24 protein-coding genes are annotated in these 23,330 nt (G+C 47.6%); 15 read left to right on the top strand and 9 right to left on the bottom strand.

Features of this window, described 5'->3' with window-relative positions; all coding sequences use genetic code 11:
* Positions 1 to 239: 239 nt before the first annotated feature.
* A complete protein-coding gene (locus GON05_RS25460) occupies positions 240 to 926 on the bottom strand; it encodes a C40 family peptidase (RefSeq protein ID WP_157323013.1) in 687 nt (228 codons plus the stop codon).
* Between the two features lie 205 nt (positions 927 to 1,131).
* Here GON05_RS25460 and GON05_RS25455 point away from each other — a divergent pair, with 205 nt between their 5' ends.
* The 10 genes from GON05_RS25455 to GON05_RS25410 all read left to right on the top strand — a co-directional run bounded on the left by GON05_RS25455 (position 1,132) and on the right by GON05_RS25410 (position 11,746).
* Positions 1,132 to 1,356, top strand: a complete 225-nt coding sequence (locus tag GON05_RS25455) for a spore coat associated protein CotJA (protein WP_127458118.1) — start codon at positions 1,132 to 1,134, stop codon at positions 1,354 to 1,356.
* On the top strand, positions 1,353 to 1,619 hold the full coding sequence (locus tag GON05_RS25450) for a spore coat protein CotJB (RefSeq protein ID WP_157323011.1): 267 nt from the start codon (positions 1,353 to 1,355) through the stop codon (positions 1,617 to 1,619). The genes GON05_RS25455 and GON05_RS25450 overlap by 4 nt, the downstream gene beginning before the upstream one ends.
* 16 nt (positions 1,620 to 1,635) lie before the next feature.
* Entirely contained in the window at positions 1,636 to 2,205 is a 570-nt protein-coding gene (locus GON05_RS25445) for a manganese catalase family protein (RefSeq protein ID WP_157323009.1), read from the top strand.
* A gap of 225 nt (positions 2,206 to 2,430) precedes the next feature.
* The gene (locus GON05_RS25440) at positions 2,431 to 3,453 is read left to right on the top strand and encodes a response regulator transcription factor (RefSeq protein WP_157323007.1); all 1,023 of its coding nucleotides are present in this window, start codon (positions 2,431 to 2,433) and stop codon (positions 3,451 to 3,453) included.
* Positions 3,453 to 5,258 (top strand): cache domain-containing sensor histidine kinase, encoded by a 1,806-nt coding sequence (locus GON05_RS25435; RefSeq protein WP_157323005.1) that lies wholly within the window; start codon positions 3,453 to 3,455, stop codon positions 5,256 to 5,258. The genes GON05_RS25440 and GON05_RS25435 overlap by 1 nt, the downstream gene beginning before the upstream one ends.
* Before the next feature lie 95 nt (positions 5,259 to 5,353).
* Positions 5,354 to 6,328, top strand: coding sequence for an ABC transporter permease (locus tag GON05_RS25430; protein WP_127458113.1), 975 nt, complete (start codon positions 5,354 to 5,356; stop codon positions 6,326 to 6,328).
* A 15-nt stretch (positions 6,329 to 6,343) separates the two neighbouring features.
* Positions 6,344 to 7,237 (top strand): carbohydrate ABC transporter permease, encoded by an 894-nt coding sequence (locus tag GON05_RS25425; protein WP_127458112.1) that lies wholly within the window; start codon positions 6,344 to 6,346, stop codon positions 7,235 to 7,237.
* A gap of 13 nt (positions 7,238 to 7,250) precedes the next feature.
* The gene (locus GON05_RS25420) at positions 7,251 to 8,894 is read left to right on the top strand and encodes an ABC transporter substrate-binding protein (protein WP_157323003.1); all 1,644 of its coding nucleotides are present in this window, start codon (positions 7,251 to 7,253) and stop codon (positions 8,892 to 8,894) included.
* 43 nt (positions 8,895 to 8,937) lie between these two features.
* Entirely contained in the window at positions 8,938 to 10,419 is a 1,482-nt protein-coding gene (locus GON05_RS25415) for a sulfatase family protein (protein WP_157323001.1), read from the top strand.
* 346 nt (positions 10,420 to 10,765) lie between these two features.
* Positions 10,766 to 11,746 carry an SGNH/GDSL hydrolase family protein gene (locus GON05_RS25410; RefSeq protein ID WP_157322999.1) on the top strand — a complete coding sequence of 327 codons (981 nt, stop codon included), beginning with the start codon at positions 10,766 to 10,768 and terminating at the stop codon, positions 11,744 to 11,746.
* On the opposite strand, the gene GON05_RS25405 is transcribed toward GON05_RS25410, so the two are convergent.
* The 3 genes from GON05_RS25405 to nagB all read right to left on the bottom strand — a co-directional run bounded on the left by GON05_RS25405 (position 11,729) and on the right by nagB (position 14,561).
* Complete coding sequence (locus tag GON05_RS25405; protein WP_157322998.1) at positions 11,729 to 12,484, bottom strand: YdcF family protein; 756 nt, start codon at positions 12,482 to 12,484, stop codon at positions 11,729 to 11,731. The genes GON05_RS25410 and GON05_RS25405 overlap by 18 nt on opposite strands.
* Positions 12,485 to 12,663: 179 nt before the next feature.
* The gene (nagA, locus tag GON05_RS25400; RefSeq protein WP_157322996.1) at positions 12,664 to 13,836 is read right to left on the bottom strand and encodes an N-acetylglucosamine-6-phosphate deacetylase; all 1,173 of its coding nucleotides are present in this window, start codon (positions 13,834 to 13,836) and stop codon (positions 12,664 to 12,666) included.
* On the bottom strand, positions 13,833 to 14,561 hold the full coding sequence (gene nagB / locus GON05_RS25395) for a glucosamine-6-phosphate deaminase (RefSeq protein WP_157322994.1): 729 nt from the start codon (positions 14,559 to 14,561) through the stop codon (positions 13,833 to 13,835). The genes nagA and nagB overlap by 4 nt, the downstream gene beginning before the upstream one ends.
* Positions 14,562 to 14,803: 242 nt before the next feature.
* On the opposite strand from nagB, the gene GON05_RS25390 reads away from it, so the two are divergent.
* The 3 genes from GON05_RS25390 to GON05_RS25380 all read left to right on the top strand — a co-directional run bounded on the left by GON05_RS25390 (position 14,804) and on the right by GON05_RS25380 (position 15,985).
* Positions 14,804 to 15,472, top strand: a complete 669-nt coding sequence (locus GON05_RS25390; protein WP_157322992.1) for an HAD family hydrolase — start codon at positions 14,804 to 14,806, stop codon at positions 15,470 to 15,472.
* Positions 15,473 to 15,544: 72 nt separating this feature from the next.
* On the top strand, positions 15,545 to 15,769 hold the full coding sequence (locus tag GON05_RS25385) for a spore germination protein (RefSeq protein ID WP_127458104.1): 225 nt from the start codon (positions 15,545 to 15,547) through the stop codon (positions 15,767 to 15,769).
* Positions 15,770 to 15,985: a hypothetical protein gene (locus GON05_RS25380; RefSeq protein WP_185157247.1), complete on the top strand. Its 216-nt coding sequence runs from the start codon at positions 15,770 to 15,772 to the stop codon at positions 15,983 to 15,985.
* Between the two features lie 81 nt (positions 15,986 to 16,066).
* Here the strand turns inward: GON05_RS25380 and GON05_RS25375 are convergent, their stop codons facing one another.
* The 5 genes from GON05_RS25375 to GON05_RS25355 are packed head-to-tail and all read right to left on the bottom strand — an operon-like array spanning position 16,067 to position 22,241.
* Positions 16,067 to 17,200, bottom strand: coding sequence for a YheC/YheD family endospore coat-associated protein (locus tag GON05_RS25375; protein ID WP_157322988.1), 1,134 nt, complete (start codon positions 17,198 to 17,200; stop codon positions 16,067 to 16,069).
* Positions 17,201 to 17,206: 6 nt separating this feature from the next.
* Positions 17,207 to 18,334, bottom strand: coding sequence for a YheC/YheD family endospore coat-associated protein (locus tag GON05_RS25370; RefSeq protein ID WP_157322986.1), 1,128 nt, complete (start codon positions 18,332 to 18,334; stop codon positions 17,207 to 17,209).
* Entirely contained in the window at positions 18,334 to 19,698 is a 1,365-nt protein-coding gene (locus GON05_RS25365) for a YheC/YheD family endospore coat-associated protein (RefSeq protein ID WP_157322985.1), read from the bottom strand. Before GON05_RS25365 ends, GON05_RS25370 begins: the two co-directional genes overlap by 1 nt.
* A 29-nt stretch (positions 19,699 to 19,727) precedes the next feature.
* Complete coding sequence (locus tag GON05_RS25360) at positions 19,728 to 20,855, bottom strand: YheC/YheD family endospore coat-associated protein (protein WP_157322983.1); 1,128 nt, start codon at positions 20,853 to 20,855, stop codon at positions 19,728 to 19,730.
* Between the two features lie 9 nt (positions 20,856 to 20,864).
* The gene (locus GON05_RS25355; protein ID WP_157322981.1) at positions 20,865 to 22,241 is read right to left on the bottom strand and encodes a YheC/YheD family endospore coat-associated protein; all 1,377 of its coding nucleotides are present in this window, start codon (positions 22,239 to 22,241) and stop codon (positions 20,865 to 20,867) included.
* 160 nt (positions 22,242 to 22,401) lie between these two features.
* Here GON05_RS25355 and GON05_RS25350 point away from each other — a divergent pair, with 160 nt between their 5' ends.
* Positions 22,402 to 22,737 (top strand): YlbF family regulator, encoded by a 336-nt coding sequence (locus GON05_RS25350; protein ID WP_127458097.1) that lies wholly within the window; start codon positions 22,402 to 22,404, stop codon positions 22,735 to 22,737.
* 230 nt (positions 22,738 to 22,967) lie between these two features.
* The gene (locus tag GON05_RS25345; protein WP_157322979.1) at positions 22,968 to 23,327 is read left to right on the top strand and encodes a hypothetical protein; all 360 of its coding nucleotides are present in this window, start codon (positions 22,968 to 22,970) and stop codon (positions 23,325 to 23,327) included.
* Positions 23,328 to 23,330: the final 3 nt, after the last annotated feature.

Genomic DNA, 23,330 nt, shown 5'->3' with positions numbered 1-23,330 from the left:
AGTCCCTGTTGGCTGCCGATTATGGCAGGAGCAGGGACTTTTTTTATTGGCAAGAATGTGCCTTCGCCGTCTGAGAGGTCAAAAAAAGCCGTCTCCGTAGGGAGATCGGCGTGAAAGAGCAGTGGAAGGCCGAAAAGGCCGTTTCGGTTAGGGTAAGCAGTCGGAAAAGAGCCCTCGCCGTCTGAGAGTCAAAAAAAGCCGTCTCATGCACACTTAGTTTGCTACCAGCGAGTGAAAAATTAATATACGCGCTTAGCTCCCATATACTTAGGACCCCAATATGAGCTTGTCAGACTTTGCGGGTAAATGCCTGCTGACCGTGTGGCAGATAGGAATTGCCCGTTCCCCAAATAGAAGCCTACATGGTCAATAACGCCCGGGGATGCTATAGCGAAGAACACCAGGTCACCAGGCTGCAAATTAGCCTGACTTACGGCTGAGCCTGTGTTGTAAAGCTCCTTGGAGGTTGTTCGAACAGCAGGAATCCCATGCTTTTGAAACATGTAATAAATAAAGCCGGAGCAGTCAAAACCTTGTGGCGTCGCTCCGCCCCATAGATAGGGGACATTCACAAAGTTCATAGCGTCGTCCAGCAGCAGCCGTTTATTTATCGAGTGGGAGATGCTGGTTTGGGTTGCAGTATCCACTACGCCAGTCGGAGATAACAGATAGGCCTTTTGATAATCTTTAACAGCTTGTGCTGTGATTGTGCCGAAGTAACCGGTGATAGTTGGATATGTAAAATAACCAAGTGTTTTTAAATTGGTTTGCAGGGCAGACACGGATGAGCTTGTCATTCCTTGCGTTAACGTCATGCTGCTTGTTGAAACCGAGGCCGCAGATGCAGGTGGTGTGGGAATAAGGCTATTTAGTGTGACGCTTACAAGAATTGCTGCAGAAATAATGATTTGTTTAGATCGTATCATTGTGAGTTCCTCCAAGGTGTTAGATTGTGTAAGTCATGGTATCACATGGATTGTTCTTATTGTAAGCGCTCAAAGCGCCTCTGACCATGAGGAAATATTGGAATATCTGTGATTTTGGCCAAGTTGTGCCGCATATACGTGCATATAGGCCTCTCTGCCGCTATGACTATTTCTCACGTACCCAAGTGAGAAGAGGAGGAGACGTATGCAATCGCAATTCAGAAAGTACTATCCCTATATTAGTCCATTTGATCCTTGTCCACCGATTCAAGTGAAATTGTATAATGTACCGCCGCACCTCTTTATTGCCTTCCAACCACCCGGTTTGCCGCAATTCAGTCCATATGAAGCTTTGAAAAAAGGGACGCTATGGCCCGCTCTATACGGACCTTACGAATCCAAAATAGAAGAAGGGAGCCCATGGTTATGAATCCACCAGCAGTACCGGAATCTTACTACAAGATGATGTACGACTTGCAGGCTGTTGATTTCGTATTGGTCGAGCTAACGCTGTATTTGGATACACATCCGAACGATCTCGCAGCCATCCAGCAATACAATCAATTCGCACAAAAAAGGAAGGCGATGGTTCAGGAGTTTGAGCTGGAGTTCGGCCCACTTATGCCTTTTGGTCATGCCTATAGCAAAAATCCTTGGCAATGGGTGGATACGCCATGGCCATGGCAGGTCTGAAGAAGGAGGAAGAAGCATGTGGATATATGAGAAGAAACTTCAGTATCCGGTCAGAGTCAGCAAATGCGACCCAAGGATGGCGAAGCTTCTACTGGAGCAATATGGGGGAGCTGATGGCGAGCTGGCAGCGGCACTGCGTTATTTGAATCAGCGCTATGCGATTCCGGATAAGGTCGTGGGGTTGCTTACGGATATTGGGACAGAGGAATTCGCTCATCTCGAGATGATAGCAACAATGGTTTATAAGCTCATGAAAGATGCAACGCTTGATCAACTTAAGGCTGCTGGTATGGACGATCAGTACGTGATTCACGATAGGGCGCCATTCTATCAGAACGCGTCAGGCGTGCCGTGGACGGCTGCTTACATACAAGCGAAGGGTGATCCTATTGCCGATTTATATGAGGATATAGCTGCCGAGGAGAAGGCTAGAACGACTTACCAATGGCTGATTGATTTGACCGATGACGTCGATCTGCAGGATAGTCTGAAGTTTCTCCGTGAGCGGGAAATTGTGCATTCCCTTCGATTCCGAGAAGCCGTGGAAATTTTGAAGGATGACAGGATGCAGAAGAAGATTTTTTGAGGATCTGACGGTGAAGGCACACCTAAGTTAAAGAGAATATTGTGATTTGTTATAACCCCTCACTGGCTGTCATGGCTGGCGGGGGTTTTTTATTGATGAAAACGGAAGGGAATTTTCGATTTTGATGACTGTGTTTAGATTTTAAGGGGTATTCAGGCTAAAAACATATGTAACATAATGAAGGCATGAAGCTAATTCGTGAAATTATCGGCAGGGGGTAAGCGAATGGCTAGAATCTTTATTGTTGACGATGAACCTATCATCGGGGTTGGCCTCAAAACGCTAATTGGGGAATATAAACGGTTTAGCGAGATCGAAACGTTTACTAACAGCGTATCCGCGTTATCGAGCATCAGGGCTAATCCACCGGACGTTGTGATGACGGATATTCGGATGCCTCGTATGGACGGTCTGGAGTTATGCCGGAATATCCAGCAGCTAAAGCTGCTCACCAAAGTCGTTGTTCTTTCGGGATACGGGGATTTTGTTTATGCGCAAAAATGTATGTCGTACGGCGTGCAGGAATATTTGCTGAAGCCTATTACAGAAATTGAGCTTTATCCTGTGTTGGATAAACTGCTCGCTACGAGAGACGCGGCACTTGTTTCCTTCTCCCTTTTTGAACAGTGGGTTGATCAATTGGAAGAAGCGGTTTGGATGTTGGACAAGATCCGGGTTAGTGAACTGCTCGAAGAGGGAAAGAGGGAGTTGTTCGCCGGTGAATCGGACGTTCAACAGTACCAGCGGGTATACGATGCTGTCAGCCTGCTTCTCAAAAAATTGAATGCCAGAGGGACTTACCGGATTGAGGCAAAGCCGCTTTTCGAAGAGAACACGGTCATCACAATTACGTACGAATGGTTTCAGGCTGAAATCGGTATATGGATGCAGCGACTGAGCGAGTACCGCAAGTATGAGAGAATTAATGTCTTGGAGGCGGCTATCCAGTACATCGATGAGCATCTTTTCGAGGAGGAGCTTTCGTTGGATAGGGTTGCTGGGAAGTTAGGCATAACGCCAACCTATTTCAGCCATTATTTTAAGAAAAATACGAATGAGACCTTCGTTCAATACCGAATGCGTAAACGCATTGACAAAGCTAAACAACTGCTTGCCGTTCCGCACTACAGAATAACTGACATCGGAGCCGAGGTCGGTTACGAAAGCTACCCCCATTTTTCCAGAGTTTTCAAAAAGGCAACGGGCTATTCCCCTACTGAATATCGCGCACTGCTTGGGATTAAGTAATGAAAAACAGTTTGGTACACAAGGTTTATCTGTACTTTGTCATTATTATCGCGCTGACCTTGGTGACGGTGGGGGTTACCGGTTATTGGCGGTCGTCCAACGAATTGGAGAATCAGTATGAAGGGCTGCTGACTCAAATTGTTGATAATGTGTTGCATGAAACCGATTTATTCCTGAAGAGCTACGAGCGGGCAACGCTTTCTATTCTAATTTCTCCTGTCGTGAAAGAGGCGTTGGATCTTCCAACCAATTCGACCTCCGGCTTTTATACATCCGAAATTGCTATGAAGGGGGTATTTCAACCTGTTCTCATCAACAACCCGGAAATATCCATGACGTACATTGTCGGTTATAACGGGTTTCAGGCAACGGATTTCAATGTCCATATTGTTCCTTTTAATTACAAAGGATTTGAAGAATATATCGAACAGATGAAGGAAAACGATGATATCAACGGGGAGTTGACGATTCAGGAATCCGGATTTCTGGACGGTCATCTCACCCTCATTCGCAAATTGGCGGACCGTACCTCATCGAAATCATTTAAAGGCATTATGGGCTTTGAACTGAAGATTGGGGAATTGAACACACTCTGGAAGGGCATAAAACTTGGTCAATCCGGCTATTTTTTTATCGTGAATGACCGAGGGAGAATTTTATATCATCCGGACCCGAGCCGGATTGGCAAACAGCTTGACGGTATGCATTTCAATACGGTTGAAGCCAATAAAGACCAAATATTTGAATTGCCCGGTGAACCGGGGCGGGTTTTCTTTAGTCGGAAATCCGACTATTCCGGCTGGACCCTCGTGGCCAGCATGTCGGTTGCTGAGCAGAGCAAACCGATTTCAGACCTGCGGCAAACAACGCTGTTTGTAGGTATCTTTACTTTGATTTTGGCCTTATTTCTAGCCTATCGTTTCGGACAATCGATTGTTCGTCCAGTTCGGCTTCTGGAAAATGGGATGCGTCAGACGGCCAAAGGTCACTGGACCCGAGTACCTCTGACGGGAAGCCGTGATGAGATGGATCAGCTTATTACCAGCTACAATACGATGGTTACCCGACTGGAAGAGCTAGTCGAGCGGGTTTACGAGACTGAGCTGCGCAACCAGGACAATTTAATGAAACGGCAGCTGGCCGAATTCCAATCCCTGCAATTACAGATTAATCCTCATTTCTTGTACAACACATTAGAAATTATTATTTGTTATGCCGTTATCCAGAAATCAAACGAGATTAAAGACATCGTTCGCTCTCTGTCCTATATGTTGCGCTATTCGATACGCACCGATTTGGAGAAAATTACGGTTGCCAACGAGCTTAAACACATTCTGTATTTTATGTCCATTATGAAATACCGCAACCAACGCGAGTTTGAAATCGATGTTCGCATAAGCGCAGATTATTTGCTGGACAGTATGGTCCGTTTGACACTGCAGCCCTTGGTCGAAAACGTGTTCAAGCATGCATTTCCCGAAGGGATCGAGGATGCTCACACGATTATTATTGACGCTTGGAAGGATGCCGAGGATCTTTACGTCACGGTAGAAGATAATGGCTGCGGTATTGATGCGGATTCCCTTTTACAATTAAACACACGATTTCTGAACAGCAAAGAGGAGAGGCTGTTGGATGCACAACCAACATTCGAAGGCAGCATCGGGCTGCTTAATGTGCATAACCGGATTCAAATGGTGTTCGGACAACAGTACGGCCTTTCTATACAAAGTGAGCTAGGCGTGGGTACAAAGGTTACGATTCGGATGCCGGCGTCCAGCACAAAAAAAGTCATGCCAGTATAAAACAGCACAATGCCCGGCCGTCCTTTTTTCTGTATGCTACATATCGAAAGGCATGAAACATACCGAGTCATGGACATCGAGAGAGGGAGGGATTTATGGAGGTTTCCGCTAGCAAGAGTCATACATTGTCTGTAACTGTCGGTAAAAAGGAAAATTACTTGTCTAGACTGAAAAAGAACGCATCCAGCCATTGGCAGCTCTACCTGCTTATGCTGCTGCCGATTATTTATTTGCTCATATTCAAGTATGTGCCGATGTACGGGGCTTTGATTGCGTTCAAAAATTATATCCCGACGAAAGGGGTATGGGGCAGCGAATGGGTAGGCCTGAAGCATTTCGATCGTTTTTTCCATTCGTATGAGTTTGTTCGGATTATGAAAAATACAATCGTTCTCAGCCTGTACAGTTTGCTTGCGGGGTTCCCGTTCCCGATCATTCTGGCGCTTTCCTTGAATTACGTAAACGCTCGTTTTTTTAAGAAAACCGTACAAATGATTACTTACGCGCCGCATTTTATTTCCGTAGTTGTCATGGTGGGTATCATTCTGCAAATGATGGACCCGAGGGTTGGCCTGGTTCAAACCATTATGAAATATTTCGGCTTGCCGGCAATCAATTTCATGGGCATACCTGAATGGTTTTCACACGTATTTGTTTGGTCGGGGATTTGGCAAAATGTTGGTTTTTCCTGCATCATCTATTTGGCAGCGCTTGCAGCTGTAGATCCTTCGCTGCACGAGGCAGCGGTTGTGGATGGAGCCAATAAAGTGCAGCGAATGTGGCACGTTGACTTGCCGGGTATTATGCCGGTTGCCGTTATTTTGCTGATTATGAACACCGGCCATGTGTTGGACATAGGCTTCGAGAAAGTATTGCTGATGCAGAATCCGCTCAATATGAGCTCATCCGAGGTCATTGATACCTTCGTGTATAAAGTTGGTTTGGCATCAACAGCCATTAATTACTCCTACTCATCTGCTATTGGATTGTTCAAATCAGTCATTAATTTGCTTCTACTGGTTCTCGTCAATCGGCTAGCCAGAAAGTTGGGACAAACGAGTCTGTGGTAATAAGGAGGTGCATCGATGACAGGACGCATACAAGAAACTGCGGATGACAGGCTTTTTACAATCCTGAATTACATCATCCTATTCATTTTTACGATTACGATTCTTTATCCTCTGGTGTACATTGTCAGTGCTTCCTTCAGCTCATCCACAGCGGTTATTTCCGGCAGAGTCTGGTTGTATCCGGTAGAGCCGACGCTAGCGGGTTATGAGGCTGTATTTAAGCATCGTTTAATTATGTCGAGTTTTTTGAATTCGGTCTTTTATACGGTAGTGGGAACGACGATTAATGTGCTTTTTACCCTTATTGCGGCTTATCCGCTTTCAAGAAAAGATTTTATGCCACGTAATGCCATAATGGCCTTGTTTGTATTCACCATGATGTTTTCAGGCGGATTGATACCGTCTTATCTGGTTGTGAAAGAGCTCGGTATGATCGACACAAGGTGGTCTTTACTTATTCCGGGAGCGCTTGCCGTTATGAATATGATTATTGCCCGCACGTATTTCCAAACGACCATTCCGGAAGAATTGCTTGAAGCCGCTCAAATGGATGGATGCAGTGATTTTACGTTTGTGCGGAAAATCGTGATTCCTTTGTCAGGTCCGATCATTGCTGTCATTTCCTTGTTTTATGCCGTGGGACATTGGAACCAATATTTTAACGCGCTGCTTTATTTAAAACATCAGGAGCTGTACCCGATTCAATTGGTATTAAGGGATATTTTGGTGCAAAACGAGGTGGATGCGTCGATGATCACTGACGTTGCGGATCAAGCAGCAAGGGATGGCCTGCGGGAGCTTTTGAAGTTTTCCCTTATTGTCGTGTCTACGCTGCCCGTGCTAATCATCTATCCATTCATACAAAAGCATTTTGTCAAAGGCATGATGATTGGATCACTCAAAGGCTAAAGGGGGCTTTTACATGAAAAAAGGTTTAACGGCTTTAGTAGCGATTACGGCATCTCTAGCGCTTCTAAGCGCATGTGCGGACAGCGGACCCAAGGATACTGCCCAAAAGACGGAAGCAAGTATGGACGATCAAGTGACGCCAGCGGGCGAATTCCCGATTACGAAAGAAAAGACGACGCTTAAGGTCATGGTCAAAGGCTCCAGCATTGTCGAAAACTTTGCAACGAACGAGTTCACCAAGTGGCTGGAGGAGAAAACGAACATTCATATCGATTGGGAAGTCGCTCCTGAAAAAACATTTGCAGAGAAGCTTAACGTTTCACTCGCAAGCGGGGATTATCCGGACGTGCTGCTTAATATGAGCGTATCGCCGATTCAACAGTCCATTTACGGTAAGGATGGCGTGTTCATCCCACTGAATCCGTATATTGATAAATACGGTGTGGAAATGAAGAAGATGTTCGAGCAGGTGACCTATGTCAAAGATTTGATTACGATGCCGGATGGAAAAATTTATTCGGTTCCTCAAGTTAATGATTGCTACCACTGCTCGCTTGGTCAAAAAATGTGGATTTATCAACCATGGCTAGATAAACTCGGATTAAAAATGCCGGAAACGACGGAAGAGTTTTATCAAGTGCTTAAAGCTTTTAAAGAAAAAGACCCTAATGGAAACGGTAAAGCAGATGAAATCCCGCTTGTTGGTGCTACGAATGGCCCCTCCTCGACGTTGGACCTTTTTCTGACCAGTCCGTTTATCGAGAAGGATTTCAACCTGCGTTTTGTTAAGGATGGAAAAGTTCAAGTTGCCTATAATCAACCGGAGTGGAAGGAAGCTCTGACGTATCTTCATAAGCTGTTTGCTGAAGGTTTAATTTCTCCGCAAACGTTTACACAAGATAGAAACCAGTTGAAACAAATGGGAATGAACCCGGAGATCCCAATCGCAGGAGCTATTGCCTCACAAAACCAAACGGTATTTGTCGATGTCGATAACCCGAGATTCAAAGACTACGTCTCCGTACCGCCACTCAAAGGGCCGTCAGGTATACGCTCAACGGCGTACAATCCATATGCGGTATCTACCGGTCAATACGTCGTTACCAATAAGGCGAAAAACCCAGCTGCCGCATTCCGTATGGCCGACTTGCTGCTTTCAGAAGAAGCAACACTGCGCAGTACGCAGGGCCGTCCTGATCAGGAGTGGGTGCGTCCGGCGCAAGGTGAACTTGGCATTAACGGGAAGCCGGCAAAATGGAAACCTATTGCCACGTTCGGCAAACTGCAAAACATCCACTGGGCACAGGCGGGGCCGTCGCTGCGAACAAACGATTTGCGATTAAGCGTAGTAGCGGATCCGAAAAATTCGCTTGAACTTATTTTGTATAATGAGACGAAAAAATACGAGCCATATGCCACCGATCCGAGCAAAATTGTACCGCCACTGTTCTTCACCAACGAACAAGCGGAAGAGCTTTCTACGATTGAGAAGACGCTTACGGACTACAGAACGGAATTTTTTGCAAAAACGGTTACAGGGTCGCTGGACATTGATAAAGAGTGGAACAACTACTTGAGCACTTTGGACAAAATGAACATTAAACGCTACTTGGAAATCTATCAGCAAGCTTACACCCAGTATAAATCGAAAAAGTAACCAAACTCGGAATCAAATCTGTCCCGTGAGAGTGAGGTAAAAGATGAAAGAAAAGAATACGAAGAAGTTTTCGTCTGAAGGAACTTCAGCTGGTAAACCTTTATACGATAAACCTTTACCCGGTAAACCTTCAATCGGCAAACCTTCACCAGGTAAACCTAATGTTGTGTTTATCATAGCGGACGATCATCGTGGCGAAGCAATTGGCGCGTTCGGTAATGAAACGGTAAAGACGCCGGTATTGGATTCGTTGGCCGCCGACGGGACATCATGCCGTAACACGCGTATATTCGGCGGCCTTAGTGGGGCGGTTTGCGCACCAAGCAGAGCGTGTGTGCATACGGGCATCCCGATCTTCCGGGCGATGATCGGTAAAGACATGAAGAACCGGGAGCATTCGAGCGTGATTCGTCCGGATGTTCGACTCATGCCGCAAACGATGCAGGATGCCGGTTACCTGACGCATGCAATCGGCAAATGGCATAACGACAAAGCAAGCTTCGCCCGAAGTTTCGGGGGAGGGGATAAGCTGGCGTTTCACGGTATGAGCGAACATACGAGTGTTCCTGTGTACGACTACGACGTGACCGGGGTCTATCCCAAGGAAAATGAATATATGGAACATACGTTCTCAACGGAGCTGTTTACGGACGCTGCCGTCAACTTTATTGAGAATTACCAGGTGGATCAGCCGTTTTTCCTGTATGTGGCTTATACAGCGCCGCATGATCCACGAACCGCGCCGGAGCCGTATGCCAGCATGTACGACAAATCCGATATTCAGCTGCCTCCCAACTTTGTGAGCGAGCATCCATTCGATACCGGCGATATGACGGTTAGGGACGAGAAGCTTGCCCAATGGCCGAGGGACGAAAACGAGATTCGTGGGCATATCGCTGATTATTATGCCATGATTAGCCATTTGGACGCACAAATCGGCAGAGTCGTCGAAGCGCTGAAGGCTAAGGGCATCTTTGACGATACGTTGTTCGTGTATACCGCCGACCATGGCTTGGCGGTTGGGCAACACGGACTGATGGGCAAACAGAACCTATACGATCACAGTGTTCGAATCCCGCTTATATTCAGGGGACCAGGGATGCCGAAGGGCAAGCAGGAGCTTGCGTTGGCAAGCAATATCGATATTTTTCCTACCGTTGCCGGCCTATGCGGCGTCGAACTGCCGGAGGAGACGGAAGGTATTAGTCTATGTCCTATCTTTGCAGGGGAAAGTGACGTTATTCGCAATATCGTGGGCGCTATTTATCGAGATGTCCAGCGGATGGTAACGGATGGCAGATGGAAGCTGATTCGTTATTATCGCTCTCCTGAAACGAACACAGGAACGGAACGCATCCAGTTGTTCGATCTACTAAACGATCCTTGGGAAACGCAAGATGTATCGGCAGATCCGGCAAATGCCAGGGTTATCGAACAGCTTGCCTCCGAAATGGCTTCGTGGATGCAAGAGAGCGGCGATATTTTGCAGGATAAACCGGTAAATCCCGTTGCACCCTTGGCTTAATGATTGCATAAAAAGTCGCGGAAATCGCGACTTTTTGTTTTAATCATGCTTTTGGAGTGGAGTTTCCTGTTTAGCCCGGCTGTTTCGCGCGGAGGGAACTACAGGGGGCTATTCGAGTCAAAAGTGTCAATATGGCGAGGTAGAGGGAACTACAGGACGTTATTTTGCCTTTTGCTGGGAAATTTCAGCAGTTTTTGTGGAAACAAGGCCCTGTAGTTCCGCTAGCGCTCCAGCATTTCAGCTTTTAGCCGTAATAACGTCCCACAGTTCCCATATATAGAGATCCCCCCACATTGGCAGAGTAGGAATTCCTGTCTGGCCTATTTATAAAGAGGTGATTGGAAGCATGCAAACGATTGAACTAAATAAACAATGGTTTCGGGGAGTCGTTTCAATAGAAACGACGGAAATTGGACACCGGCCATGGCGATTGCCATATGATCAGCTCGGCTTATTCGCAACTAAATTAGTGGAGACGGCAGGGGAAACCGCGGGGGTTCGAGTTGCTTTTCAAAGCGATTCCACTTCAGTGGAGCTGCATGTCGCAAAAACGGATAAAGAGATACGGTTTGACATCGTGATTGAAGATGAACTCGTTGCTACCAAAACGCTTCTTGCAGGAGAGGAAATTTGTTTATTTACAAACTTAAGAGGCAGCATGAAGAGGATTGAAGTTTATCTGTCACAAGAAGCAGCTGTTATTGTGAAAGCACTAAAAGTCGATGAGGGGGCATCAGCGGCTCCCTTGCCCAGCAATCAACCCCGCTGGATTACTTATGGAAGCTCGATCACACAATGCCGATCAGCAGAAAGCCCCGCTCTGACTTGGCCGGCAATCGTAGCACGCAACAAAGGTTGGGACTTAACCTGTATGGGATATGCGGGACAATGTCATTTGGAACCAATGGTCGCTCGCATCATCCGCGACCTTCCCGCTGACATTATTTCCATGTGCCTCGGCATTAACGTGATGGGAGGTAACACGTTAAATATCCGTACGTTTCGTTCAGCGATTATTGGCATGGTATCGATTATTCGGGAAAAGCATCGGAGCACGCCCCTGCTTTTAATTTCTCCTATTTATTGCCCGCACAGGGAAACAAGTGAAAACTTAGTAGGAATGAACCTGGTTATAATGAGGAAGGAAATTCAGGAAGCGGTGAATCTTTTAACTTTTTACGGGGATACAAATCTTGCTTATGTAGATGGTCTGGATATTCTTGGTGAAGCCTATGTGGACCACCTGCCAGACCACCTGCATCCAAACGCTGAAGGAAATAAAATTATGGCTAGTCATTTACAGGAAAAGCTAATTCTTAGCCGCTAATAAGCCTAAGTACTCTTTCAAGGCGATTGAAGTATTGGACAATCCGCTGGCAGAAGGAATGAATTTACTTATACCAAGCGCCTGCTGACCCTGCGAAATGTAGTCGGTTGGATAAGGAGTTACATCCACCTTGAGCTTTTGAAACTGCTTGACGGAGCGGGCCATGTGGAAAGCAGATGTCACGAGAATCGGATGCTGCCAGCCATTAGCCGTTAGCATAGCTTGGGTATGCAGCGCATTTTCTTCTGTGTTACGGCTCGTATCGTCCAGAAAAATAGATGCTTCAGGAACGCCGAGTGCGATAAGATGACGTTTGGAAATTTGCGATTCATTGCCGGAGTCCGTGAAAACTTGTCCACCCGAGAGGAGGATGGGCAGCTTCGTGCTGCGATACAGCTCCGCTATGGTCAGCACACGGGCAGCTGTGTTCCCTGTCAAATATCCTTCGCCTTTGGTTAAAGGGTCTGGTGTGTCAAGCGTCGCGCCGCCTGTCAACATGACAATCACATCACCGCTCACCTGAGCCGGTGGGGTGTATCTTCGTTCGATTGAATTTAGGAGCTCGTTACTGAAATAGGGCATGGAGCAAACGTACAAGAGAAGGACGGCCAGCCCGATAAGCAGAGTACCTATGTACTCTTTTTTTTGCTGCAGCCATAAGGCAATGCAGAAGAGCAGCAAAATAACAATCCCTGGGGGAAACAATAACGTGTAGGCGATTTTGATCAAATAGAGCATAGGGATGATGAGATCCTTTCTTGGAAAAAGCAGCTATTTGCGTTATTAAGCTTTTTCGACAAACATAGGGAATATCCTGCAAAAAAATAAAGAGAGGCTGTCTCGTAAGTCATCGAATGACCGAGGGACAGGCTCTCTTTTGAATGTTTGGAACAGAAATACCGCGCTGGGAAGCTGCGTTACGCTTGCAGCTCCTTACCGCGAATCCACACGCGTTCGAGCTCCAGCTCAGGGCTGACCAAGAGCAGGTCAGCCTGCTTGCCTTGCGCAATCGAGCCGTGCGACGCCTGCAGCTGCAGCAACCGCGCCGGGTTGCCGCTCGCGAAGCGGCTCGCTTCTTCCACGCTGACCCCAACCTCGCGCACCATAAAACGGAGCGCATCGATCATCGTCAGCGTACTGCCGGCGAGCGCGCCCCCTTCCGTCAACCGGGCCACGCCCGATTGGACGGTAACGGCTTGCCCGCCAAGATCGTACTGCCCGTCGCCAAGCCCTGCGGCCGACATGGCATCCGTGATCAGCAGCAGGCCATCCGGCTGCTTAGTCTTCACCAGCAGGCGAATCGCTGCCGGGTGCACATGGTGCCCATCGGCGATGACTTCGCCGCTGATGCGATCGTCGGTAAGGACCGCACCGACGGTTCCGGGCTCGCGATGATGCAGCGGCTTCATCGCGTTGAAGGTGTGCACCGCGTGCGAGAGCCCCGCGCCAACCGCCGACTGAATGTCGGCGTAGGAAGCGTCGGTGTGGCCGCACGCGGCAACGATGCCGTGATCGCGCAGCCACGCGATCGTCTCATGAGCACCCTCGACCTCAGGGGCGAGGGTAAGCTGTTTCACGAGCTGCGGAAAGCGCTCGTGCCAGTCTTGCAGCCAGGAAAGCTGCGGTGGCAGCATCAGCTTCGGATCTTGCGCGCCAGCCCACTTCGGCGAGATGAAAGGGCCTTCCATATGCACGCCAAGCAGCTGCGCATATGGCATTGGTTCTTGCATGTAGCGGCTGACTTCGCCAAGGACGCGGTCAATCGCTTCATGCGTTTGCGTCATTGTCGTAGCCAGCATGGCGGTAGTTCCGTTCTTCGCGTGAAACCGTGTAATGGTATCAAGCGTTTCGGGGCTGGCTTCCATGAAGTCAGCGCCATACCCGCCATGCACGTGAACATCGATGAAGCCCGGCAATAACCAGCTGCCGCGAGCATCGACGGTTTCAGCAGCCGGATCAGCCGTGCTGGAATTCCACGCTGAGCTGCTTTGGACGGAAGCGATAACGCCATCTTTTAGATGAACGACACCTTGTTCGATGACGCCTTGTTCCGTAACGATCCTGGCACCTGTAATGACAAGTTCGCTCATTCGAACAACCTCCCTGCCTCAGCATCCAACAGAACGACAAGGTGTGGGTGAGTTTGCAGCAGAGTAGCCGGGACTTCGGTTGTAATAGGTCCTGTAAGCGCGCGATGCACGATTTCAGCTTTGTCAGCACCGCGAACGATCAGCAGAATCGTTTTGGCTTTGAGAATTGTGCCTACGCCCATCGTTAGAGCGTGAGTCGGAACCTCTTCAATTGAGTTGAAAAAACGCGCATTCGCTTCGCGGGTTTCTTCCTTCAATTCGACGAGATGCGTCCCGCTGATCAGTGAATCGTCAGGCTCGTTAAAGCCAATATGTCCGTTATGGCCAAGGCCAAGGATTTGCAAATCAATCTGCTTAGCTTCTTCAAGAAGTTCATTAAATCTGGAGCATTCCGCTTCCAGGTCAGGCGCATTTCCGTTAGGAAGGTGAGCTGAAGCGGCTGGCAAGTCAATATGAGCAAATAAATGCTGCTGCATATAAGCGTGATAACTTTCTGGATGATCTACCGGCAAGCCGACATATTCGTCCAGATTAAAGGAAGTGACATTTTTAAAGCTGACGCGGCCCTTCTCATAGGCTTTCACCAGCTCTTCATAAATACCTACAGGCGTACCGCCAGTGGCTAAGCCAAGAACAGCTTTTGGCTGCATTTGGACAAGGGATGTAATAATACCGGCTCCGGCCTCATTAAGTTCTTGTTGATTTTGAAAAATATGAAGATTCATAGGGGTGTTCCTCACTCTCATGGACAAGTTATTTGCATTAGATGCATGATTTATGAAATCATTTTGCATAAAAATATCATTTTTAATATTAATTCTACTCATTTCAATCATAACTGAATTCATTAGTCTCGGCAACAGGCTTTTTCCCAAATATGAACATTGACTTACATGGGTATGTTTGCCATTCTTAACTTAGATCATTACACGTTTTATATAATTCATGATGGTGAAGGAGCTTGAAGATGAGTACACAGAGAAACTTACCTGAGGCTATGTTTTTTGACATGGATGGCACGTTATTTCAAACCGAGACGATTCTATTGCCCGCTTATCATGCGACATTTGATGTGCTCAGAGAGAAGGGCCTTTTCACGGGAGAGACGCCGCCGGAAGAAAGAATTCTGGGAGCGCTCGGCATGCTGCTTGAACATATTTGGCAGCGAGTTATGCCGGAATCATCAGTGGAAGCGCGTCAAGCCGCTGATGAACTGTTGCTTCATTTTCAAATGGAAGCGCTGAAGCAAGGACAGGGGAAATTGTACGATGGTGTGGCAGAGACCTTACAGGCTTTGCGGGACAAAGGTGTCCGCTTATTTGTGGCGAGCAATGGATTAGAGGACTACGTCGGTCATGTGACCGAGGCGATGGGCTTGTCCCCTTTATTTGAGGACCTGTACAGTGCGGGGAAATATCAAACCAGATCCAAAGTGGATTTGGTTAAAATAGCGCTCGACACGCATCAAATCAGCTCCGCGTGGATGGTGGGAGATCGTTCCTCCGATGTGGAGGCAGGACTTAAAAATAATCTGACTGTAGCTGCCTGCGATTATGCCGGCTTCCGGGAAGCGGGGGAGCTCGAAGGAGCGCACATTCGAATTCGCAGCTTTGCTGAGCTGCTGGAATACGTTTAAGATGAAATTGTCGCAAACGTGGTCGTCTGGGCATACACTATAGCACATTGACAGATAAAGGTGCTGATTAGAATGCCTTCTTTTGTAGGGATTTTCAACATTATAAGGAACGAAGGAAGCCTGGTGAACGGTGATACGTTAGTGATTGCTCCGACGAGCGCAGCCAAAACGTACTCCGGAAGCGGTGGAGGCATAACAGGAGATTTCGCCGTTTCTAATGTTCTATTTAGCGCGACGATATCGCTGGACCCGGATGTTGTGGATGCGGGTGCTAATAAGGTAGCTACTGGGACGTAAATGCATGGCAGAAGATTGGCTTCAAGCTCGGGTTGTGACGGGCTTGGAGCCTTTTTTTGCGTGTGGGTGTGGGCACACTATCCGGGAACTACAGTACACTATTTCGTAGAATTCCCATGCGATGAGGCATGTACAGGTACAGGGGCTGCCAAGGAAGGACATAATCTGCCTATGACGGAGGATCTAGCGGTGGGCGTAGGAGCTTTGCGTCCATGATCTTTCGACATTTCTTTCGATGGGGCAATATGTAAATCGGAAGCTCCTTACAGCTTAATGCTGCTGCTTCCGATTGCGCGCTTAATCACTTTCATTGGATGCATCGCCGGGAGGCGATTCTATTCTTCGAGTGTTTTGCCTTAGCATCCAGACGGCATATTCGAGAGGGCGTGAAACCGCCTTCTGATAGGTGGCGATTTCGCCGATCTTACGGAATACTTCCCGGGAAGGCTTGGGATTGACTTCCAGCAGCCAAACATTTCCCTTCGGATCTACGGCAATATCCATGCCCAACTCACACAGCTTGCCGAATTTCGTTTCTAGAAACTCTGCCAGTTTATAGGCGAAGTTGTTCATTTCTTTCTTAATGCTTTCCGTTTTCTCAGGTGAAGCGAAACGGTATGCTAACAGCTTATCTTGCGAAACCGCGCTTCCGCCTCCGTGCAGGTTCGAGGTGATGCTGCGGTGAGGACCGATGCGGCCCGCACAGCCGGTTACTTCCCATTCACCGCGGCCGTTTTTTTGAATCAGCAACCGATAATCATGCACGCGTCCATCCTTCAGCGTAAGCTGTATGCCTTGTTGAACCACATAGTCCGGGCTCAGCTTTAGCGTATGCAGCTTGATTGACAGCTGTTTTTCGCTTGCGCGGTAAGGGGCGATGATGGTTCTTTGCTGATTTCTTCCTTGCAATAAAAACAGGTCGGGACCCAGCTGCTCAATACGCAGGATGCCTCTTCCACCTGTACCGTTTTTCGGTTTGACATAGACAAGCGAATGCTTCTTTGTAAACTTCAGCAGCTCCTGCACGGTGCTGTATCGCACGGTAACCGGCAGGAAGGGGCGTATGCCTTCATTTTCAGATAGAATTTGATGCATTGACCATTTATTGGCCAGCGGTCTGCTCAGAAAGATCAGCTTTGCATGCCGATTGCGAAATGCTTTGAGCATTTGATAGTTCGCAGCTGCTTTGTAGCGGCAACGGTCATAAATGACAGGCGGCATCGATGTGCGGCGGCGAACCCATTTGCGTAAGGTAGCGTCGTAGGTTAATGAGCGCACCGAGTTGTCAGCTTCGACATCGGTCGGCGAGAAAACTTCGACTTGAACCCCCATCTTTTTACCTTCTTTACTGAGCTTTTGAAAGTAAGAGAGTTCTTCGAGCCGAGTTTTGCTTAAATAGATAGCGAGTACGCCCAGTCGTTGTGAAGACAAGCATAATCACCTTCTTCTTCCATTATTAATTAAATAAAGGCTATAACGAATAATACGTTCAAGTGATTTTTTGCGGATTTTCGGTTCGTCGAATTTCATTGGTTTGGAGTTCGCTTCGAAGAACCAGATATGGCCTCCAACATCGACGCCAATATCCATCGACATTTCGCCAAGTTGATTGCCGGATGATTTTTCAATCTGAGTCGCGAGTGTGACGGCAGCTGTTTCAACTCGTTTTAGTATGCTTTTTGCTTCTTTGGGTCCAAAACCCTGTGAGAGCAGCTTGAACGGATCATCAATCGAACCGCCGCGTGGAACGTGCGTGGTGATGCTCGCTTTCCCCGCTACACGTGCGCCGACGCCTGACACGCTCCATTCTCCTTTGGACGTTTTCTGGATGAGAGCGCGCAAATCATAAGCCCGCTGTTTGTACCTTGCTAGAGCAATGCCTTGCTGAACAATGTATTCGTTGGAGCCGCGGTGCCGATTCCATTCGTTCCAAAGTTCGGAAGTGGAATGATGCACACTGTAAGTCATTTGCTTATCTACCTGACGGCTTAGCCGGTATTGCGTTTGACTGCCCTTCGTTGTTATTCGGTCAATCCGCATAATGCCTTTTCCCGCTTTGCCTTTCACCGGTTTCAAATACAATACGGCGTGTTTGCGCAAAAGGGAAGTCAGGTCGTCAGCTGAACTTAATTGTTTGGTATCGGGCATATAGGGCTTGCTATCTTTGGCTCCATTAAGCCAACTGAATAAGGTCCATTTGTTAAAAAAGGAAGAATTGAATAAATGAACGCTGGAGCTGCGATTGCAAGCTTGAATCGTTTGTTGGACTTCGGGCTTCATTTCCATTTTGCGATAAGGAATGCGATTGTAGACGACTTGAGGAGCGGGAACGAGTTCCCTGCTCCATTTTTTGGTTTGGTTATTGTAGCGATAACCGTGAATTTCATTGCCTGATAGGTTGAAATCCTTGGTGGTCACGACATAAACATCAACCCCAAGCCGCTCACCGGTCTGAATGAGATCAAGGAAATTGTGTAAATTGCCTCGAAATACGCGATTACTGTCCTTAACGGTGAGAATGGCCAGCCTCGGATTCTGCTCTTTGTTGTGCAGGAAGAAAGCCATTAGTTTTCCCTCCTAGCACGGAATCGGCTTAAATACAGGCAGTGCTCATAAATATTTTGTAAAGTAGCCAGGTCTCCTTCTTTCAATGACGGGTGTTTGAAAATCGATCTGCCTGGTTTGGCATTGGCTTCAAACATCCAGATTTTCTCATTTTGATCGATACCAATATCGAATCCGAGCTCTCCGAGCAAATGGTTATAATTATTCTCGATGCCTTCGGCGAGCTTGATCGCCGTTTCTTTGGCATTGCTAAGCACGCTCTCTGCACGGCTGCCGTAGATTTGACGAAGCACCTGCTCTGGCGTCATTAATTGACCACCGTTGCGGATATGGGTGGTTACGCTGCCCTTGCCGGATTTCTTGGCCCCGATGGCGGCGACAACCCAGTTGTTGCTGCCGTTTTTCGTCATGTGGAAACGGAAATCAATAGGGCAGTTGTCAATTTCTATTAGGCGGATGCCTTGCTGTGCCACGTAATTGGATAGACGACCCCGTCCAGTCCCGAGCATTTGCATAAGCCCTTCGAATTTTCCATAACGGATGAGCACGTTTTTGCCGCCTTTGCGGTAGCGAACAAAATAACCGCGTTTCGGGTTATAGGTCACCCGGAAAATACCGATGCCCAAGCTGCCCGCCGTTGGTTTCAAATAAATGAATTTATGCTTGTCGAGCATTTCTTTAATTTGATCCGCAGATGGATTAATTTTGGACTCTGGAACGAATTTGTAAGCATCGTCGCCAGCTAACATTTTGTACACATCCCATTTGTCAAAAAAGCTCCAGTTAAACAGCGGGATGCCTCTGCGTACAAAACGGTCCTTAAAGCCCTCCATCCCGGCCGACTTCTCTGCTATACGGCTGGATAGGCGGTTATAGACGACATCCGGCAGCGGGAACGTTTTACGAATCCAGCCTCCGCCTTCTTTGGGAATGATCCCTGTAACGGTTTCCTGTACCCAATTGACCCCTTTCGGGCTGAAAGCGAAAATAAAAGATTTGTTCGAACCTGTATTTAGAACCTGACGGATGAACCCGGTTTTTGTACCAAACGGAGATGAACCGCCTGCAATATTTGTTAAGACGCCGATGAGCGGTCCGATACGCAGTTCTTTATTTGTCGCGCTCGCGACCATTACGCTCCCCGAGCGAGGAACTCGCAGAGAAGCCATCAAAGAAAGCGGAATGTACATATGCTGGCCACTTTTTTTAATCAGGCGGATCGGTAGGGTGGCTGTTTTGCTGCCGACCTTTACAGTAATCGATTTGGTACCGGTTAACCGTAAAGCTTTGACGACCTCACTTGTTAAGTAGACCGATCTATCTGTTCGTTGTACGGCGTGGAGCATACACGTTGTCAAACTCATTAGGTTACCCTCCTAAACTTGTTCCAAGCTTAACTCAGCTTTTTGTGCAGCAAATATCCAGCATAATAAATAGGGTTAGCTATGGATTTCAACCGTGCTTTCTCGTTGCGCATGCGCGCGAAAATCGTTCTGCCTGGCTTGGAATTCACTTCGAGAATCCAGACGCGCCCCCACGTATCGATCCCAAGATCGATACCGAGCTCAGCCAATCGTCCGTGATGGGTTTCTAGAAGCGGGGGGATTCGATTCGAGAGCATGGTTAGTGTGGCTATGAGCTCATTAGCCTTGGTATCTCCGAATTCCCTGGTTAGAAAGGCGGAAACCTCTTCAGCACTTCCTCCGCCATGCAGATTGGAAGTCACACTGCCAGGTTTGCCGACACGAACCGCCATGCCGGTGCTTTCCCATATGCCGGAACCGTTCTTTTGGACGAGAGAGCGAATATCGTAAGCCATTCCTTCTGAAGAATGCAGGTGCAGATATTCTTGCATCAGATACGGCCTGGTGCCGATACAGCTGCGCAGCCATTGCCAGCAGGAATAGAAATCATGAAACTCATGATCGACAAGCCCGTTTTGAGCATTGCGACCTTTGATATGGTAGGTGCTTTTTCCGTTCATTGTGTTTACTTTGTGAAGATGCAGGGCACCCTTTCCTTGACTGCCGCCCTGTGGTTTAAGAAACACATCTTCCCTTGTTTGAAACCAATTTCTAAGAATGTTGCCGCTTGTGAGCAAGTTCGTTTCAGGCAAGTAGCGGCTGATCATGCGGTCTTTCTGCAAAATTTGATCAACTTCCCATTTTCCTCCCAGTCCATAGCCCAGGAAGCGTATTAGGGGTGATTCGCGCAGCTTTCTCACATGGTATTGATACTGTTCATAGCTGCGTTTATTGCTAAAGAAACATCGATCATAAATCAGTGAGGGCAGCGGAACGAGTTTGGCCACCCATTCCTTCGTTTCCGTCAAGTAGGTGTAACCCTGTACTGTACGCCCTTTCCAATCGATGCGATTCGGTGAGAACACGACGACGTCCAGACCTTCACGGGCGCCATAATAAGTCAGATGCTTATAAAAGCCTGAGCTGGCAAAAGGCAGTTCCCGTTTCAATTCTGTGACCATAATCCCGAGCAAGGGACGTTTGGTGCTTAACCGCATAGTTCCACCTCAAATCTTTGCTAAGAATTTGGCGTATTGCACGAGTTGTTTCACGGAAGGTCTTATTTTCTTCTCCGTATTTAATGGCGTATTATCATCCTTAGAAGGTTTGGAGTTTACCTCAAGCAACCAGACCTTCCCCATTTTATCTACAGCAAGATCGATCCCCAGCTCTCCAAAATGACTCGGGATTTGGGCTTCAATCCCTTTGGCAATGTCGATAGAGGCCTTGCGCAAACGAGCCGTTACAGAGACACGAGTGGCAGAAGAAAACGGCGTTTTGGCAAGTGCGCCCACGACATTGGTCAGACTTCCGCCTCGTGCAAGGTTGGAGACGAAATGCTGAGATCCGGCAATGCGGCCGACAATGGAGGTGATAGCCCACTCACCTTTGGCCCCACGCTGGACAAGCGAACGGAAATCAATCGATCTGCCGTCTGTTGTGATGAGATCAAGTCCTTGCTGCAGCTGATAGCGCTGGGTCTTGAGTTTGCCGGATATCGCTTGAAAGACAGCAGAAAGGGAAGGAAACGTTTGTTTGCGAACGCCGGTTAGATTCGTATAATGACACGTATAGACGTCACCGGGCTCTCGGCGAATACGGATAATCCCTTTTCCCAAGCTGCCGGTAATTGGTTTGAGGAATAGAACGGGATGGCGGGAGGCCATCGATTTTAACATTTGATAATTTTTGAAGAGGTAGGATTCCGGTAAATACCCATGAAGGGAACTATCTTTGCGCAAAGCTTCGAACACTTCCGTTTTGTTCAAATATTTCTCGTTGAAGACCTCGGTTCCATAACGGCTCTTGGCATCTTTCAAAAATTGTTGAACATTCGGCAAGTTCTCGTATTTACGCGAAGTAAGCCGGTTGTAGATCACATTGGGGATCGGAAACGTTTTTTTGCTCCAGGAACCATTGGCATACGCATACGCGGAAATGGAACTGGCATTCGCTTGCATTTCACCAGGTGGGAAGAAGCAGACAACAGCCCCATAACGTTCACATGCGTCGGTCATTTCTTTACAAAAAGCGGTAATCGCACCAAATGGGCGGTCGTGTGAACTTGAATAAACGCGGCTGATCATCACGCCAATTAAAGGTCCAATCGACAAAGTGCCCACATTTTGCCTATAATGGATATTGAGCTGCGCCCCTTGATGAATACCGATCTTGGTAGCGAGGACAGGATTGAACCGTAAACTGTTCGATGTAGCGGCGGTGACGACCTTGACATCCTGTTTGGCAGAGCCGAAGCGCAGAGTCATCGATTGATTGGACGGAACTTTCCATTTTCTTGCAATGGCTTCACTTAGAACAACGGTCCGATCATCCAAATAGATGCTGGTGCCTTGAATGGATATTCCGACTTTCGTCCTGGTCAATAGCGAACACTCCTTCCAGCATCAAAAATGGCATTGCTGTTTAAGCAAAGTAAACTACTCCATCATATGAGGACATATATACCTTGGTGCTTGGTATGTCGTCGAAACTGTTTGGAGGAAGAGCCCAACCGCGTTTGGGTTAAATTAGGAGGTCATGGAAATGAACGTACACGATAGAGCTTATGAGCTGGCAAAAGCGATTAAGGAAAGCAGCGAATACAAGGATATGTTGGAGATTCGCTCGAAGATTAACCAGGATGCATCTAGCAAAAACTTATTGGAAGATTTTCGCTCGCGTCAAAATGAACTTCAACAGAAAATGGCTGTAGGCGAGATGCCGCCTGAAGAGGAGATGGAGCAGCTGCAGAAGCTGTATGACGTACTTGCTCTGAATCCGGGGATTAAGCAGTTATTTGATGCGGAACGCCGTTTATCGGTTGTGCTTGAGGATGTGCAGCGCATTATTGCAGAGCCGTTGCAAGCGATGTTGCAGTAGAAGAAAGATGCTCAAACAGAAGATCTTCAAATAGAAGATAAATGTAAGGCTATTCAGGAAGAAGTAGTTGATCTACTTACACCTGGATAGCCTTTTTTTGTATATCAGGGTTGAAGTGTTATGGATTCAGTTAAGTTTCAGTCTTTGTTAAGGCTATGCTCAGGCAAGTGAACCAGCTAACAAATATAATGAAGCTATGATCAGGCCATTCGTTAGGAGGAGAGATAGGAATGAAAAAGTCCAAATGGACAAAATGGCAGATTGGGATGGTCGTGGGCGTTCTCCTCTTCTATTTATTTCAAGAAGTGAAAGAAAGTCCGCAGTTTCTATCGGCAGTCTCTACAGCTGCCTTATCCAAGGATCAAACTGCTACGGTAACGGCTCAGAAGGAAACCCCCAACAATCGGGTGGCGGAAAATACGCCGGTCCGTCGGGGAAGAAACCATGACCGGATGGCAGCGGGGACAGGGTCCACAGGATCAACAGGCTCCACCGGATCATCAGGCTCATCAAGCTCTTCAGGTTCCACAGGAAGCTCCGAATCTTCCCAGCCGCAGTTGAAAGCACATACTAGAAGTCAAGCTTCATAAAAC

Origin of the sequence: Paenibacillus anseongensis (assembly GCF_009757995.1) — a bacterium.
Lineage (GTDB): Bacteria > Bacillota > Bacilli > Paenibacillales > NBRC-103111 > Paenibacillus_E > Paenibacillus_E chondroitinus.
Note: the sequence above shows the minus strand (reverse complement) of the source record. Positions and strands in the feature narration are given on the sequence as shown.